At 45.4% G+C, this 17,230-nt stretch carries 15 protein-coding genes; 8 read left to right on the forward strand and 7 right to left on the reverse strand.

The annotated features are described in order from the left end of the window. Positions 1-130: 130 nt before the first annotated feature. Positions 131-352, reverse strand: a complete 222-nt coding sequence (locus ACO6V5_RS19120) for a hypothetical protein (RefSeq protein ID WP_422411968.1) — start codon at positions 350-352, stop codon at positions 131-133. A 177-nt stretch (positions 353-529) separates the two neighbouring features. On the opposite strand from ACO6V5_RS19120, the gene ACO6V5_RS19125 reads away from it, so the two are divergent. The 8 genes from ACO6V5_RS19125 to ACO6V5_RS19160 all read left to right on the forward strand — a co-directional run bounded on the left by ACO6V5_RS19125 (position 530) and on the right by ACO6V5_RS19160 (position 7,063). Beyond that, positions 530-1,096 carry an RING finger protein gene (locus tag ACO6V5_RS19125; protein ID WP_422411966.1) on the forward strand — a complete coding sequence of 189 codons (567 nt, stop codon included), beginning with the start codon at positions 530-532 and terminating at the stop codon, positions 1,094-1,096. A 423-nt stretch (positions 1,097-1,519) separates the two neighbouring features. After that, positions 1,520-2,524, forward strand: coding sequence for a hypothetical protein (locus ACO6V5_RS19130; RefSeq protein WP_422139459.1), 1,005 nt, complete (start codon positions 1,520-1,522; stop codon positions 2,522-2,524). A 252-nt stretch (positions 2,525-2,776) separates the two neighbouring features. Next, on the forward strand, positions 2,777-3,472 hold the full coding sequence (gene radC, locus ACO6V5_RS19135) for a RadC family protein (RefSeq protein WP_422136194.1): 696 nt from the start codon (positions 2,777-2,779) through the stop codon (positions 3,470-3,472). 404 nt (positions 3,473-3,876) lie between these two features. Continuing rightward, positions 3,877-4,113, forward strand: coding sequence for a 50S ribosomal protein L28 (gene rpmB / locus ACO6V5_RS19140; protein ID WP_422136193.1), 237 nt, complete (start codon positions 3,877-3,879; stop codon positions 4,111-4,113). A gap of 20 nt (positions 4,114-4,133) precedes the next feature. Then, on the forward strand, positions 4,134-4,301 hold the full coding sequence (gene rpmG / locus ACO6V5_RS19145) for a 50S ribosomal protein L33 (protein ID WP_034834535.1): 168 nt from the start codon (positions 4,134-4,136) through the stop codon (positions 4,299-4,301). 52 nt (positions 4,302-4,353) lie between these two features. Beyond that, positions 4,354-5,826, forward strand: coding sequence for an AAA family ATPase (locus tag ACO6V5_RS19150; protein WP_422411962.1), 1,473 nt, complete (start codon positions 4,354-4,356; stop codon positions 5,824-5,826). A gap of 53 nt (positions 5,827-5,879) precedes the next feature. Then, a complete protein-coding gene (locus ACO6V5_RS19155) occupies positions 5,880-6,338 on the forward strand; it encodes a hypothetical protein (RefSeq protein WP_422411960.1) in 459 nt (152 codons plus the stop codon). A 14-nt stretch (positions 6,339-6,352) separates the two neighbouring features. Then, the gene (locus ACO6V5_RS19160; protein WP_422136190.1) at positions 6,353-7,063 is read left to right on the forward strand and encodes a DUF47 family protein; all 711 of its coding nucleotides are present in this window, start codon (positions 6,353-6,355) and stop codon (positions 7,061-7,063) included. 38 nt (positions 7,064-7,101) lie between these two features. Here ACO6V5_RS19160 and ACO6V5_RS19165 read toward each other — a convergent pair whose 3' ends face one another. The 6 genes from ACO6V5_RS19165 to ACO6V5_RS19190 form a co-directional block, all read right to left on the reverse strand. Continuing rightward, complete coding sequence (locus ACO6V5_RS19165) at positions 7,102-7,533, reverse strand: hypothetical protein (RefSeq protein WP_422136189.1); 432 nt, start codon at positions 7,531-7,533, stop codon at positions 7,102-7,104. Positions 7,534-7,581: 48 nt separating this feature from the next. Continuing rightward, positions 7,582-8,250 carry an epoxyqueuosine reductase QueH gene (locus tag ACO6V5_RS19170; protein WP_422136188.1) on the reverse strand — a complete coding sequence of 223 codons (669 nt, stop codon included), beginning with the start codon at positions 8,248-8,250 and terminating at the stop codon, positions 7,582-7,584. 505 nt (positions 8,251-8,755) lie between these two features. Continuing rightward, positions 8,756-10,474: an F-box/WD repeat-containing protein gene (locus ACO6V5_RS19175; protein WP_422411957.1), complete on the reverse strand. Its 1,719-nt coding sequence runs from the start codon at positions 10,472-10,474 to the stop codon at positions 8,756-8,758. 237 nt (positions 10,475-10,711) lie between these two features. Further along, positions 10,712-12,553 (reverse strand): F-box/WD repeat-containing protein, encoded by a 1,842-nt coding sequence (locus tag ACO6V5_RS19180; RefSeq protein WP_422136186.1) that lies wholly within the window; start codon positions 12,551-12,553, stop codon positions 10,712-10,714. Between the two features lie 596 nt (positions 12,554-13,149). Next, positions 13,150-15,000, reverse strand: coding sequence for an F-box/WD repeat-containing protein (locus tag ACO6V5_RS19185; RefSeq protein ID WP_422139452.1), 1,851 nt, complete (start codon positions 14,998-15,000; stop codon positions 13,150-13,152). A 237-nt stretch (positions 15,001-15,237) separates the two neighbouring features. Then, positions 15,238-17,079, reverse strand: coding sequence for a hypothetical protein (locus ACO6V5_RS19190; protein WP_422136184.1), 1,842 nt, complete (start codon positions 17,077-17,079; stop codon positions 15,238-15,240). Positions 17,080-17,230 lie beyond the last annotated feature (151 nt).

Below are 17,230 nucleotides of genomic sequence, written 5' to 3' on the forward strand. Positions count from 1 at the left end.
CTTTGAAGGCATCCATTTTGCGTAAACTTCATTGATCATTTTTGTGTTCTTGTGGCCAAGCTGAGTCGCCAGCGGTAACTTTCAAGCCTGTTTGAAGCAGACATGTTTTTTACCGGAAGTGACTCCTTGGTTATCGAACTATGCGATCAAGCTGACCATCTTCCCTCTGTCGCCTAACGACGACCAGGTAGACAGCACCAGTCAGTTTCTCAAGTGGACCCATGAGAACCATGAGAACCATGACCCGCTTATGCTTTGCTGCCAGTGGAAAAAAACGTTTGGGAGCTGAAGCCTTGGGCGACAACAGAATCAATTCCAGAACATTAAAGGTATGCCCTATCCGAAGTAGCATAAGATTCAGCATTTATGAAATTTGATCTGGACGAACATGACACTGGCCACTATAAGTAGTGCACAAATCTGAAAGTAGCACTTAATAATAAATTCAGAGACTGTGAAGTAGATGCATTCCTTAAGAAATTTTTTAATGCTTGTTCTCTTGATTCAAATCAAAATGGTGTAGCTCTTTATGCGCTTGTTTATTTTTTTAGTTTTCAACTTAAGTTTAATAATCAGCACAGGATACGCTGACGTATGTCCAATTTGTCTGCATGAAATTAACAGTAGTCAGCAAAGTACCAGCCTTTGCTGCGGACATGATTTTCATAAGGATTGTATAGATACATTACGATCAACTCATCAGGATCTATTATGCCCGGTTTGTAGGCGGCGAGCACGAGTACATCATGGTGCAAGTTCAGCAGATCATAAAACTTGTATTGAGCAAGAACCTCTGTCACAGGCACTTACCAGACCAGAGTCTCAGGCATCAATGATTGTTGCACTACAAAGGGGTCCGGCAAGTCCGAAATTTTTAGTTTTTGCAGCTCCATTCGTAAAATCACAAGAACATTACCCAGCAAGAAACGATATCAGCAGAGAATTATACCAAAAATTATCTACTTTGTTTTTTCAGCGTTTATCAGAGTTAAGCGAAGACGATCATTCGAAATTTGAAAAAGGTCTTGAAGAGCTCACGGATTTTCTAAATGAGCCAACAGAGACTCAGATTGAGCCAAAGACGGAAACACAATAACAGCTGGTTTTATTGAGAGTATGCTGCCTGATTAAGTCGAGCCGCCAAAGGTGGTGTCGGGTGAGCGTCAGCGAGTCCGAGACAATGCTGTTATTATGTTGCATTCGCACTGAGTTAAAAGCGATGTGCTTAGAGACGTACACTGGCAGAGTGTTACTGGAATTCTTAGATAAACATGTAAATGGGAACCCGTTTTTTTACATGAAATTGGGCTGGATGAAGGATGAGCCCAGATCTTTTTGGGGACAGAAATTTAATAACCCTGCTCACTTGCACGGAAGACTGACCAGACTCGATTCAGCGGCACCGAAGACATCTGCTGGAATTTTTTGTTATGCATTCTTTCAATACTGTTTTCTTTACTAACAAATCATAGAAACTTATTCCACATAAGAAGCTCTAAGTATTTATATGGAAATCACTATGGATAGTTTGATTATGAAAAGTTTGTTTTTTTTGTTCATCACTTTTATTACGATAAACTCTGCATTAGCCCAAAATGATATGGTTTTAGTTATTTCTGATACTAGTTATGCATCTTTACTTGAAAAAGAACTAGAGGTTTACAAAAATGACCTTGAATCAGAAGGTTGGAATGTTAATTTTCTTTTTAAAGATAAAAAATATTATTCATATAGTGAATTCCATAAAGAATTAGTCTTACAACATTCAATGCAAAAAATGAAAGGTGTAGTCTTAATTGGCAATTTCCCATATGAAGATGATCATTTAATTAGTTGTAGTGAGTGCACTTTTGCTAATTCATTTTTTTTCTCGATAAAACCAGATTTTTGGGTGAGCCGTATCGATCCTAGCCTGGTAACAAATCTAGATAACGTAGCGCTGCTTAAGAATTACTTTAAGCGGAACCATGAATATCGAAAAAGCAACTATTATTGGAATAACCATATCAATGCAATATCATCAATTGAGTCTTACCATGATACAATTAATTACTATATACATGCTTTATATTCTTTGGGAAGTTATTTACCCAATGTTGTTTATAGTACGGATGATTTTTGGAAAGCTGTGAATGAATCTAACGCAACCATAACTGAAATTAACGTTCATGGTAATAGGGATTTAATTTCTGTAAATAATCAGATTATTAAAGCTGAAGAAATCCTTTACAACTCCCATTCTAAAAGCAGATTTATTGATCTTTATTCTTGTTACGGCGGATTTCCAGATAAGAACAATATTGCCTCTGCATTCCTTTTTTCCCCATTTAGTAGAGTGTTAGCTGTTTCAGCAAGATCTGATCTTGCAAGCATAAATAGCCAAGTACATGCACATTATGTGAACTCAATGAATGTGGTCATAGGTGAAAGTTTCATAAAAAATTATTCTTGGGCAAACCATGCTCTTCCGTACTATAACGGTAGAATTTTATTAGGTGACGGAACTTTAAAGTTGAAAAAATAATTATTTTATGGCGCTGAATGCATAACCGCAGAACTGACCGGCAGCGGCTGTCCCCGTCAAGTGGGATCTTGCGGGCGAGTGAGCCAATGACCACAAAGCCCTCTGGTTTCAGAGATACGGTAACGGAAATGGCTCGTTCCCATACTTTTAGGCCCTGTGGGTCCAAGTGTGGGAACGAGATAAATCAGGGAATTTTTCGGGTTTTCTTGTGTCTGAAATAACACCAACTTAACAGTCGATACTTCAGACCTTATGACTCATCAACCTCAGGACACAGCCATTAAAGCACTTCCGGTAGAGGAACGCCCCAGGGAAAAGTTGATCTCCCGGGGGCCTGCCGTATTGAGTGATGCCGAGCTACTGGCCATTCTGCTGCGTACTGGCTACAAAGGCACTCATGTGCTGACTCTTGCTAACCAGCTGATTCAGCGCTTTCAGTCGTTAGATGGTTTGCTTTGTGCAACACCTGCGCAATTACAAGCTTTAAAAGGACTTGGGAAAGCGAAGGCGACTGAACTCAGTGCCATTCTCGAAATCTGCCAGAGAGTACTCTCAGAAAAAATGTCTGAGCAGAGCACGATCAACTGCCCGGATGCCACCCGTCAATACCTTCAGCTCCATTTCAGGGGCTGTCAGAGAGAAGAGTTTGCCTGCCTGTTTCTGGACACCCGTCACCGGGTTCTGGCTTTGGAAACCCTCTTTCAGGGCACACTCGATGCAGCGCCTGTCTACCCCAGAGAGGTGGTAAAAAGAGCCCTTGAACTCAACGCGGCGGCGGTTATAGCCAGCCACAATCACCCATCAGGTGATCCGCAGCCCAGCCAGGCTGATATAAGAATTACCGAAGCCCTTAAGAAAGCACTGGCCCTGGTGGATATCAGGCTACTGGACCACATTATTATTGGCAAAGGCGTATCGGCTTCTCTGGCCGAGCAAGGCCTTATGTGAATCTGGCAAGCGATGGGTATAACGATGGGTATAATGCTGAAGAGATCCAATAGACTTCCTGCAACACAAATACGTGATAATCAGATACCCTGACACCACAAATATCGATTTTTACCACTACAGATTCTGTTCAAATCCGTGGATAATTCAGACCGCGTCCCTTGAAGAACTGACTCTTTCAGTTTTTCAGGAGCCAGTAAGGAGAAGGCTTTCGAGCCAACAGGCGGAAACGCTTACAGCGCCCAACTTGCACCAAAGCCTTGACTTTGGTATAAAGCGCGGTCTTTGTATATGGGTAGCTGCTGAGAGTTCTGACTCTTAACATTGGGCAGACCTGCCCGAAAAAGAATAACGGAATCCTCCGGCCTCATGGCTGGGTTTTTTTGGTTTGAGAGGCCACTACTATGTCCAAAGTTTGTCAGGTTACCGGCAAGCGCCCGGTTACCGGAAACAACGTTTCCCATGCGCACAACAAGACCAAGCGTCGTTTCGTGCCAAACCTGCACCACAAGCGTTTCTGGGTAGAGAGCGAGAAGCGTTTCGTTCGCCTGCGTATATCTGCTAAAGGCATGCGCATCATCGACAAGAAAGGTATCGACACCGTTCTGTCCGAAATGCGTGCTAACGGTCAAAAAGTTTAAGATAGCGGGAGCAATAAGTCATGGCTAAAGGTATTCGTGAAAAAATCAAGCTGGTTTCATCGGCTGGCACAGGTCACTACTACACCACGACCAAAAACAAGCGTAACACTCCAGACAAGCTGGTGTTCAAAAAGTACGACCCGGTTGTACGCAAGCACGTTGAATATAAAGAATACAAGATCAAGTAAGATCCTGAGTTCTTTCCGGCCCGATGCTCTGTCGGGCCCACTTTTCTTCCTCATGTTCTTCTTACGTTCAAATACATTACGATTTAATATAACCTGCAACTGCTCTGTAACTGAGTTGTCTATTTTGGACCAGTTTGGTCAACCCTCAATCCACCATTCATTCCAAACGTTCCAACACTTACTATCTGGAGTAGTGTCAAAAGAAAAAGACAAGAAAGCCTTTCTCCCGGCAGATCAAGCAAACGGTAGCTTTATGATAAAAGAAATCCGAGTAGAAGACTGGAAAAGCTTCGAAAGCTCGACCCTTTACATAGACCCTCTCACAGTTCTCATCGGCACCAATGCCAGTGGTAAGTCCAATGTAATGGACGCCTTACTATTTCTGAACCTCAGTGCATCAAGCGTGCCTTTGAATGTTATTCTTCAGGGAGACAGTAATTTCCCGGGATTGCGTGGCAGCATAGACTGGGTATGTCGTTCGGGTACAAAACAGTTTGCCTTGGAAGTAAAAGCCTCTGGAAGCAATGAACTCATTGATTATATTTACAGGCTTGAAGTCAATATTGAGGGCTTACCACAAATTGCCTCAGAAAGCTTGAGACGAGTGAAGTACAGACCAGGAGCCCAAGCCATCTCCTCAGATATATTTTTATTCAAAACTGATGATTGCGGACTGGATGCACCTGCTATTACAGCCCGTCTCTACAACAGAAAACAAGGTAAACCCAGACCCTCGGCACGACAATCCACTATTTTGAGTCAGCTACACCCGGAAGCATTCTCTCAAAATCTGAGTAAAGATATTACCGAGGGGGTTGAAGCCGTTATCGGGGCACTAACAAGTATTTTTATTCTTGACCCTATCCCATCTCACATGAGGAATTATGCCCCCTTGTCAAAAGATCTCGATAGCGATGCAGCCAACACGGCGGGAATCATTGCGGCTCTTGATGTACAACAAAAACAGCACATTGAAGAGACATTGACAAAGCATGTCAGTTTATTGCCAGAAAAGGATATTGGTCGGATATACTCTGAAACTGTTGGCCGTTTCAAATCCGATGCCATGTTATATTGTGATGAGTTGTGGGGCGACAAGAAGATTTCCGTTGATGCCAGAGGTATGTCAGATGGTACATTGAGGTTTTTGGCCATACTGGTTGCCTTACTCACCCGCCCCGAGCACAGCCTTCTGGTAGTAGAAGAAATTGATAATGGTCTTCATCCTTCAAGATTCAATGTCCTTTTGAGCGTTTTGAGGTCTATTGGAGAACAACGTCATATCGATATCCTGGTGACCACACACAATCCAGCACTATTGGATAGCCTGGGACCGGAAATGACGCCTTTTATCACGATAAGTCATCGTGATAGTGAGACAGGGCACAGTCGCCTGACTCTTCTGGAAGATTTATCGAAACTCCCCAAACTGCTTGCTATAGGTCCTGTTGGCACTCTTTCAAGCCAGGGAAAGCTTGAACAGGCGCTTCGTCAGGAGCAAGTGTCCGGAGGTATAGGTCAGTAATGAGCAGTAAAGTCATTATCTTTGATACATCTGTACTATGTTGCTGATTGCAGGTGCCAGGAAAAGATACTTGTGGCCCGGAAGGTGATCGTTGGTACTTTGAACGCATAGAACAAAAAGTTTCAGAAGAGTTACAAGCAGGCAGTACGTTTGTATTACCTTTGGCCACTATTATAGAAACTGGAAATCACATTGCTTTTGCATCAGGTGACAGATATTCATTAGCAAAAAGCCTTTCAAAATATATTCGCAAAGCGGCTACCGATACAGACCCGTGGGCAGCATTTGGCCATCAAACGGAGCTATGGGGAGCAGACAAGCTGATACAACTGGCCGAAACTTGGCCAGATCTCGCTATTCAAGGGTTAGGTATTGGCGATACAACGATAAGAGATGTCGCCGATTATTATGCCAGGACCAACGCCATAGCAGTGGAAATCTTAACTGGAGACAAAGGCCTAAAAAGCCAACAACCTCATAGCCCGGCTATCACACCTAGAAGAAGACGCTGATGAAAGTGAGGCCGATGAAGGGACAGTTAAGTTCGTCAGACTCCTGGCCGATAAACGGCCTTATGGATCTTGAAACCTTTGCCAGCCTCTTCTCAGGCTCACCGTTCAAACCCTTGTTACGACATCGTAATGCCGTGTTGAATGCACTTTTGCACCTCAACCGACAACTTCAAGGTTTTGTGTATGAAAACACGCCGACCCCTTCCAGCAAGCCCTGGATCAAAGAACTCCCACATCAGCTTGAAGCCATGGAGCAAGAAGTGCTGTCCCGGCTGCAAAAACCATCGCTGACAGCTCAACCCAGGGAAGTAATCGCAGATACACTGCAGGCACAGAGCCAGCTCGCCCATCAGATCTTTCGACTTTCAGAACGACTGAGCTACCGCCCCCTTCGATTGCCAGCCGAAATGATTGTTCCGCTGAATAACCTGACCGGGCACTTTGGCAAGACGGCGTATCAATTAAAGCAGGCCGCCATCGAATTAGATGAACTCAGCAAGGGCGGATTCAGAAAGCAGCACAACAAATCTCAAGGTTGCTACAGGAAAAGTCTGGCCTGTGATGTCGATGAGCTCAGTAAGGTCTGTCACGAGATTCGTGAACAAACCTGCCTGACGGAAAGCGAAATAGACCCTGTGGATGTCGCCCTGCTGTTTCTGATTCTGGACGACATCAGTGATCTGTCTTTATGGATGCGTTCTCTGATAACTCATCTGCAAGCCTGATAAAACCCGCTGGCAGACACTATTACCATCATCAACAACTACTCACTTTCAACAACACATTCAATCCGCTTTTTACCGGTACGATCCAGATAGTCCTGAAAATCTTTGGGCAGGCGCCCTGTTGTTGAACCGAACCAGCGCACCGTGTCTCCGGAGTTTGTCTGAAACTCAAAGTTATGTTTGGAGACGTTTCTCTTACGCTTGCCTTCCTTGCCTACCTCTTGCAAAAGATTCAGGTCAGACATCGAGAGGCCTTTGGCCTCCATAACTTTCTTGATCTCTTCTACGCTCTGAAGCTTTTGTTTTCTTTTTATATCAGCGGCTTCTTTTTCCTGATTTTTTTCTTCCAGCACCTCATTCAACCGGTTAATGATGCGCTCCATCTCATCCATACCCATATCCTTGAAGAGAGAACGGATTCTGGTTTTACTACCCAGACGATGCAGAAGTTCATCAAATATATTCATCATCAGACCTCAGTGTATCAAACAAATGCCGTCAGCTTGTGAAGGCACCATTCAGCGTTCACCATAAAACTTGATAAGTCGTTTAATTCTAGGGCGACCCCGACTCATTCGCCATCGATTAGTATCTCTCAGGCTATAGACACAGCCACAATACTCCTGTTGATAGAAATGCTCATCTTTGGAAATTTCAATCATTCTTGAGGCGCCACCCTGTTTGCGCCAATTAACAGTCCAGTACGTCAGGTCCGGATACCGACCGGCAGCTTCAACGCCGCAGCGATTGATTTGCTCAAGGTTCTTCCAGCGAGAAATACCCAATGTACTGGAGATGAGATTAAACCCATGTTCAAAAGCATACAACGCTGTTCTCTCAAAACGCATCGAAAAGCATATTGAACATCTTTCTCCACGCTCCGGCTCGTCCTCGTAACCCTTAACACGATCAAACCAGTTTTCAGTATCATAGTCGGCATCAATAAAGTTGATGTCATTTTTTTCACAGTAACGCTTGTTCTCTTTTTTCCTTAACTCATATTCTTCCAGAGGATGAATGTTAGGATTATAAAAATATACCGTCTGCTCAAAACCAGAGGCTTTAATGGCACTAATGATTTCGCAGGCGCAAGGTGCACAACAAGAATGCAATAAAATTCTCCTTGAGCCGTTGGGAGACTTCAGGACAGGCCTTTGATAGTTATCTGCAGAGTAGGGTGAATTCATAATATGGATACCTGAATCCAGTCGTAATCATCAGTTAAATAGCAAACGCGTCAATTGAGAAATGCTTTTTTCTTATATCCATGAGTTAAGGTGAGTTCAACGCAGAAAACCTCCAGACATCTTGGCTAACGTCAAGATACCAAACCATAGACAACTACCAAAGGCTTCGTGTCTATGACCAGTGTATTCCGTGATGTCGATGATTTCTGCCTGAGTTTTGCAACCGGGCAGCATAAGCAACTCGTCTGCGATGCCAATAGCGCAAAAGTGATATATCAAAACTGTCGCTCAGTGAAATAATGACCATCATATTCTATTTCCATCAAGGTGCCTTTCGGGAGTTCAGGCATTACCAACAGGTTTGTCATTTATTGATTCAAGGCCAATCATCAATCGAAGACCTGTACCTGGCCTTGTTGAGGAGTCCAATAAAAAACATCTTTATTCAGATGGCCTGAACAGGAGAGTGGATACCCATGCACAGCCTGGACGCCAGAACCACGGATCAAAAGAGGCGGCATATACCCTCACGCAGGGGTTCACCTTCCACCCTAAGTTCGGTGATTTTCACAGTTTGACCACCAACATCCTGATCATTATCAGAGACGGTCATCACATAGTCGCCATCAGCGCTGAAGCTGGCTGACAAGACTTGACCGTGATGGGAAATGATCGCTTTTACTAACCAGGATCCATCGGGCATCTGACCACAGATTTTCGCCGTGCCGTCATCACTGGCAGTCGCCACATGCCGACCATCAATGCTGAAGATCGCTGAATAGACCCTGCTCTTATGAGAAATGGTCACTTTCTCCTGCCATGTTCCATCGTCCTTCAGGCCATAGATCTTCGCCATACCATCATAACCGGCAGTCAACACATGGCCGCTATCAGTGCTGATGATAAGTGATAGAATCGAGTGAACATGGGAAATGGTGCCTTTTTCTTCCCATAACCCATCGTCATTCTGACTAGAGATTTTCGCAAAATTATCGACAGCAGTGACCAGGTGGCGGCTATCGGGGCTAAAGCTGGCTAACTTGTCTGACCTCCTGTGGCGGATGCTGGCTTTTGGTTGCCATGATCCGTCAATCTCCAGGCCATGGACTTTCACATTTTGATCTTTACTGGCAGTCACCACAAGGCGGCTATCGGCGCTGAAGCTGGCCGACCTGATTGAATAATTGTGCCGAATGATGGCTTTTGGTTGCCATGAGCCATCGTCCTCCAGGCCGGAGATTTGCGCTGTCTGATTACGATCGCCACCGATGGTCACCATATGGCGACCCTGGGCGCTAAAGGTCGCTGGATGAAAGAAATTCTGATTGGGAATCATGGTTTTTTTTACCCATGTACCATCGGCTTCCAGACCGCTGACTATCGCCATGTCATCTTGACTGTTGGTTACCAAATAGCAACCATCAGGACTGAAGGCGGCTGAATGAATAGCGTCCTCATGAACAATAATGGCTTCTCGCTCCCATGAACCATCGGCCTTTTGACCATAGATTTGCGCTCTGCCGTCGTAATCGAAAATAACCACACGGCGGCCATCGGCGCTCAAGCTGGCATCATATGATGTATCCTCCTGATTAATGACGACTTTTGGTTTCCATGATCCGTCGGCCTCCAGGCCAAAGATTCTCGCCGTGCCATCCTGACTGGCAGTCACCGCGTGGCTGGCATCAGCGGTGAAACTGGCCGAGTTGACGCGGCTATCATGTGAAATAGTGGCTTTTGTAGCTAATTTGAAGGTTCTGGATTGAGACTTTCGTTCGGTATTAGTGAAATGAAGCAGAGCAGGAAAATGAGGATCGCTTCGGTGTTGTATCAGTGATTCGATTAAATCTTTATCGTTTATAAACCGCTCCATCCAACAACGGAGCTGATCGTCATCTTTTGAAGTGATGATTGTCTTAAGCTGAAGCTGGTGTGATGAAGGAAAACGGCGATACCACCCCTTTGCCAGCGCATTATCTTCTTGAATCACTTCTCGAAAGTGGGTAGATACCTGTTTTAAACGGGCAATATCTCTAAGCCTCAAACAGCCAATAATTTTCAAATGCTTGTCGACGGACAAATCGAGTAGTGAAGGTTTACTCTCGTCAGATACACTGATATTTCTGCCCTCACTGACACCCGTCGGAGCTTGCGCCAATATAGACTGATAGCGTTCTGGTGGAGGTGAACCACCGGTGGTGCCGTTATTTTCTAGTCCATTCATGTTCGGAATCCTCAAAGTCAGTATTTGTTCTTGATTAGAAAGAAAATTCAAAATTAATGCGGTAATGTAGAGTTGGGTTAAGGATGAAAGTTCATAACATGTTGTTAAGAACAACTAACAAAAATGCCGCCATGCATTTTCAGTGTTTTCTCCGCAACAAATGATAAACAGAACGGATGGATGTTGCTCAGGGTCGTAGGACCACCGTGCACAGCGTGGAAGCCAGAGTGTCATAGATCAAAAGAGGCGGCATATACCCTCACGCAGGGGTTCATCTTCCACCCTAAGTTCGGTGATTTTCACAGTTTGACCACCAACATCCTGATCATTATCAGAGACGGTCATCACATAGTCGCCATCAGCGCTGAAGCTGGCTGACAAGACTTGACCGTGATGGGAAATGATCGCTTTTACTAACCAGGATCCATCGGGCATCTGACCACAGATTTTCGCCGTGCCGTCATCACTGGCAGTCACCACATGTCGACCATCAGTGCTGAAGGTCGCTGAATAGACCCTGCTCTTATGAGAAACGGTCATTTTCTCCTGCCATGTTCCGTCGTCCTTCAAGCCATAGATTTTCGCCGTGCCGTCACCACTGGCAGTCGCCACATGCCGACCATCAGCGCTGAAGGTCGCTGAATAGACCATGCTCTTATGAGAAATGGTCATTTTCTCCTGCCATGCTCCATCGTCCTTCAGGCCATAGATCTTCGCCATACCATCATCACTGGCAGTCAACACATGACGGCTATCAGTGCTGATGATGAGTGATAGAATCCCATGATAGGAAATGATGCCTTTTTCTTCCCATAATCCATCGTCATTCTGACTAGAGATTTTCGCAAATAAATCGTCAGCAGTGACCAGGTGGCGGCCATCGGGGCTGAAGCTGGCTAACTTGACTGACCTCCTGTGGCGGATGCTGGTTTTTAGTTGCCATGATCCGTCAATCTCCAGGCCATGGACTTTGGCATTGCTATCGTTACTGACAGTCACCAGAAGGCGGCTATCGGCGCTGAAGCTGGCCGAACTGATTGAATAATTGTGCCGAATGATGGCTTTTGGTTGCCATGAGCCATCGTCCTCCAGGCCGGAGATTTGCGCTGTACGATCGCGACCGATGGTCACCATATAGCGACCCTGGGCACTAAAGGTCGCTGAATGAAAGCATTTCTGATTGGGAATCATGGTTTTTTTTACCCATTTACCATCATCTTCCAGACCGCTGACTATCGCCATGCCATCTTGACTGTTGGTTACCAAATAGCAACCATCAGGACTGAAGGCGGCTGAATGGACAGCGTCCTCATGAACAGTAATGACTTCTCGTTCCCATGAACCATCGGCCATTTGACCATAGATTTGTGCTGTGCCGTCGTAATCGAAAATAACCACACGGCGGCCATCGGCGCTCAAGCTGGCATCATATGATGTATCCTCCTGATTAATGACGACTTTTGGTTTCCATGATCCATCGGCCTCCAGGCCAAAGATTCTCGCCGTGCCATCCTGACTGGCAGTCACCGCGTGGCTGGCATCAGCGGTGAAACTGGCCGAGTTGACGCGGCTATCATGTGAAATAGTGGCTTTTGTAGCTAATTTGAAGGTTCTAGATTGAGACTTTCGTTCGGTTTTAGTGAAATGAAGCAGAGCAGGTAAATGAGGACTGCTTCGGTGTTGTATGAGTGATTCGATTAAATCTTTATCGTTTATAAACCGCTCCATCCAACAACGGAGCTGATCGTCATCTTTTGAAGTGATGGTTGTGTTAAGCAGAAACTGGTGTGGTGAAGGAAAACGGCGATACCAGGCCTTTGCCAGCGCATTATCTTCTTGAATCACTTCTCGAAAGTAGGTAGATACCTGTTTTAAACGGACAATATCTCTAAGCCCCAAACAGCCAATAATTTTCAAATGAGTGTCGACGGACAAATTGAGTAGTGAAGGTTTACTCTCGTCAGATACAGTGATAATTCTGCCCTCACTGACTCCCGTTGGAGCTTGCGCCGATATAGAGTGATAGGGTTCTGGTGGAGGTGAACCGCCGACTGTGCCGTTATTTTCCAGTCTATTCATGCTCGGATCTTCGAAGTGAGTATTTGTTCTCGATTAGAAAGAAAATTCAAAATTAATGCGGTAATGTAGAGTCGTTTTAAGGATAAAAGTTCATAACATGTTGTTAAGAACAACTAACAAAAATGCTGCCAGCCCATGGATTTTCCTTCTCTTTCTCCACAACAAATGATTAACAGACTGGATGACACATACTGAAGACATTTTTTGTTCAATTACCCTGAACAGAGGTATGGATAACCGTGCACAGCGCGGGAAACCTAGCAGCCTGTCGGACTTAAGCGTCCGTAGCGAGGATTGCAAGAAATTGAGGATAAAAATCTCTGTTTCTGAGGAGAATAGCGAGCTATTTGACGAAGAAACAGGGATTTTTAGACCAATTTATTGCAACCGCAGTAGGACAGTCTTAAGTCCGACAGGCTGCTAGGAGGCCGACCGAGAATAGACTGCCCTACTGCGGCGGCAGCAAATTGGTCTGAAAATCCGCTTTTGTTCGTCAAATAGCTCGCTATTCTCCTCACAAAACCGAATTTTCATCCTCAATTTTCTGCCGTCCTCGCTACGGGCGCTATTCTCGGTCGGCCTCCTAGAGTCATAGATCAAAGGAGGCGACATATATCCTCAAGAATGTCATCTTCCATAGAAAGCTTGGTGATTTTCACGGTTTGACTAGCACGATTGTCCCAATCATTGTCAGCGACGGTCATCACATACTCGCCATCGGCGCTGAAGGTGGCTGATCTGACGCGACCAGCATGGGAAATTGTCGCTTTTACGAACCAGGATCCATCGAGCATCTGACCACAGATTTTTGCCGTGCCGTCTTTACTGGCAGTCACCACATGTCGGCCATCAGTGCTGATGGACGCTGAATTGACCCTCCCCTTATGAGAAATGGTCACTTTCTCCTGCCACGATCCATCGCCCTTCAGACCATAGATCTTCGCCTTATCGCCACCGAAAGTCACCAAATAGCAGCTATCAGAACTGAAGATCGCCGATTTGATCGTATCTTCATGGAAAATAGTATCCTTTTTCTCCCATGACCCATCGGCCTTCAGGCCATAGATTTTCGCCGTTTTATAAGCACTGGCAGTCACCACATGGCGGCTATCAGCGCTGAAGATAACTGATAGAAAACTTTTACGAGGAATGGTGGCTTTTTCTTCCCATCCATCGTCCTTCAGACTATAGATTTTTGCAAAATTATGTCTGGCAGTGACCAGGTGGCGGCTATCGGGGCTGAAGCGACCAAAGGGGCTGAAGTGGATTGATGAATACGAAAGATCATGGTACAGGGTGGCTTGTTCTTGCCATGATCCGTCTATATCCTGGCCATGGACTTTCGCATTGCGATCGCCACTGACAGTCAACACAAGGCGGCCATTGGGGCTAAAGCTAGTTGACACGACTAAACTATTGTGCCGAATGATGGCTTTTGGTTCCCACGATCCATCGTCCTCCAGACCGTAGATTCGCGCTGTCTGATCGTTACTGATGATCGCCACATTGCGACCGTCGGAGCTAATGATCGTTGAATACAAGCCTTGCTGATCGGGAATGCTGGCTTTTATTTTCCATTTACCATCGGTCTCCAGGCCATAGATTCTTGCCCCACTCCTAGAGCTGGTTACCAAATAACAACCATCGGGACTGAAGGTAGCTGAATAGACAGCGTCCTCATGAACAAGAACGGCTTTTCGTTCCCATGAACCATCGGCCTCTTGACCATAGATACGCACTGTGCGGTCGTAACCGGAGACTGCCACACGGCGGCCATTGGCGCTGAATCTGGCTGAACATCTTAGATGGCTTTGATGACTGAGGACTTTTGGTATCCACGATCCATCGGCCTCCAGGCCAAAGACTCTCGCCACGCCGTCTTGACCGGCAGTCACCATGTGGCTGGCATCAGCACTGAAACTGGCTGAGTTGACAGGCCTATCGTGTGAAATAGTGGCTTTTGTAGCTAAGTTAAATCTCCAAAATTTTGACTTTCGTTCGGTATTAGTGAAATGAAGCAGAGCAGGTAAATGAGGACTGCTTCGGCGTTGTATGAGTGATTCGATTAAATCTTTATCGTTTATAAACCGCTCCATCCAACAACGGAGCTGATCATCATTTTTTGAAGTGACGATTGTGTTAAGCAGAAACTGGTGTGATGAAGGAAAACGGCGGTACCACGCTTTTGCCAGCGCATTATCTTCTTGAATCACTTCTCGAAAGTAGGTAGATACCTGTTTTAAACGGACAATATCTCTAAGCCTCAAACAGCCAATAATTTTCAAATGTGTGTCAACGGATAAATTGAGTAGTGAAGGTTTACTCTCGTCAGATACAGTGATATTTCTGCCCTCACTGACCCCCTCTGGTGCTCGCTCCGATATAGATTGATGAGGTCTCAGGGGAGCTGGACTGCCAACGGTGCCGTTATTATTTACTCTATTCATGTTCGGAATCTTCGAAGTGATTATTTGTTCTCGATTAGAAAGAAAATTCAAAATTAATTCGGTAATGTGAAGTCGGTTTAAGGATGAAAGTTCATAACATGTTGTTAAGAATAACTAACAAAAATGCCGCCATGCATTTTCAGTGTTTTCTCCACAACAAGTGATAAACAGAACGGATAAATGTTGCTCAGGGTCGAGGGACCACCGTGCACAGCGTGGAAGCCAGAGTGTCATAGATCAAAAGAGGCGACATATGTCCTCACGCAGGGGTTCATCTTCCACCCAAAGTTCGGTGATTTTCACGGTTTGACCACAATTATTACTATGATCATTGTCAGCGACGGTCATCACATAGTCGCCATCGGCGCTGAAAATGGCTGATCTGACGGGACCAGCATGGGAAATGGTCGCTTTTACGAACCAGGTTCCGTCGAGCATCTGACCACAGATTTTCGCCGTGCCGTCTTTACTGGCAGTCACCACATGTCGCCCATCAGTGCTGAAGGTCGCTGAATTGACCCAGCTACTATGAGAAATGGTCACTTTCTTCTCCCATGACCCATCGTCCTTCAGGCCGTAGATCTTCGCCTTACCATCACAACTGGCGGTCAGCACATGGCAGCCATCAGAGCTAAAGGTCGCCAATCTAACCCCATCTCCATGGAAAACGGTCTCTTTTTTTTCCCATGATCCATCGGCTTTCAGTCCATAGATTTCCGCCGTTTTATCAGCACAGGTGGTCACCATATGACGGCTATCAGAACTGAAGGTAAGTGATCGAATCGAACGATTATGGAAAATGATGCCTTTTTCCTCCCATAATCCATCGTCCCTTTGACAATAGATATTCGCAACCCAATCGTCACGAGTCACCACGTACCGACTATCGGGGCTGAAGCAGGCTGATGCAGCCGAGTGATAATGGTGTAAGGTGGCTTGTTGTTGCCATGATCCATCTATCTCCTGGCCATGGACTTTCACATTGCGATCACCACTGACAGTCACCACAAGGCGGGCATCTGGGCTGAAGCTAGCAAACCTGACTAAACTGTTGTGCCGAATGATGGCTTTTGGTTCCCACGATCCATCGTCCTCCAGACCGAAGATTCGCACTGTCTGATTGTTGCCGATGATCGCCATATTGCGACCGTCGGAGCTAATGATCGGTGAATGCAAGCCTTGCTGATCGGGAATGCTGGCTTTTATTTTCCATTTACCATCGGCCTCCAGGCCATAGATTCCCGCCCTTCTCCAAGAGCTGGTTACCAAATAACAACCATCGAGACTGAAGGTAGCTGAATAGACAGGGGCCTCATGAACAATAACGGCTTTTCGTTCCCATGAACCATCAGCCTCTTGATCATAGATACGCGCTGTGCGGTCGTCACCGAAGACTGCCACACGGCGGCCATTGGCGCTGAATCTGGCTGAACATGTTTCATCGCTATGATTTAAGACCTTTGCTATCCACGATCCATCGGCCTCCAGGCCAAAGACTCTCGCCGCGCCGTCTTGACCGGCTGTCACCATGTGGCTGGCATCCGCGCTGAAACTTGCTGAGTTGACAGGCCTATCGTGTGAAATAGTGGCTTTTGTAGATAAGTTAAATATTCTAAATTTTGTCTTTCGTTCAGTGTTAGTGAAATGAAGCAGAGCAGGTAAATGAGGACTGCTTCGGCGTTGTATGAGTGATTCGATTAAATCTTTATCGTTTATAAACCGCTCCATCCAACAACGGAGCTGATCATCATCTTTTGAAGTGACGATTGTGTTAAGCAGAAACTGGTGTGATGCAGGAAAACGGCGATACCACGCCTTTGCCAGTGCATTATCTTCTTGAATCACTTCCCGAAAGTAGCTAGATACCTGTTTTAAACGGGCAATATCTCTAAGCCTCAAACAGCCAATAATTTTCAAATGCGTGTCGACCGACAAATTGAGTAGTGAAGGTTTACTCTCGTCAGATACATTGATGTTTCTGCCCTTACTGACTCCCTTCGGTGCTCGCGCCGATATAGATTCATGAGGTCTCAGGGGAACTGGACTGCCAAGGGTGCCGTTATTATTTACTCTATTCATGCTCGGAATCTTCAAAGTGAGTATTTGTTCTCGATTAGAAAGAAAATTCAAAATTAATGAGGCAAAATTAATGAGGCAATATAGAGTCGGTCTAAGGATAAAAGTTCATAACATGTTGGTAAGAACAACTAACAAAAATGCTGCCATGCAT

Origin of the sequence: Endozoicomonas sp. ALD068, assembly GCF_049310145.1 — a bacterium.
Taxonomy (GTDB): domain Bacteria; phylum Pseudomonadota; class Gammaproteobacteria; order Pseudomonadales; family Endozoicomonadaceae; genus Endozoicomonas_A.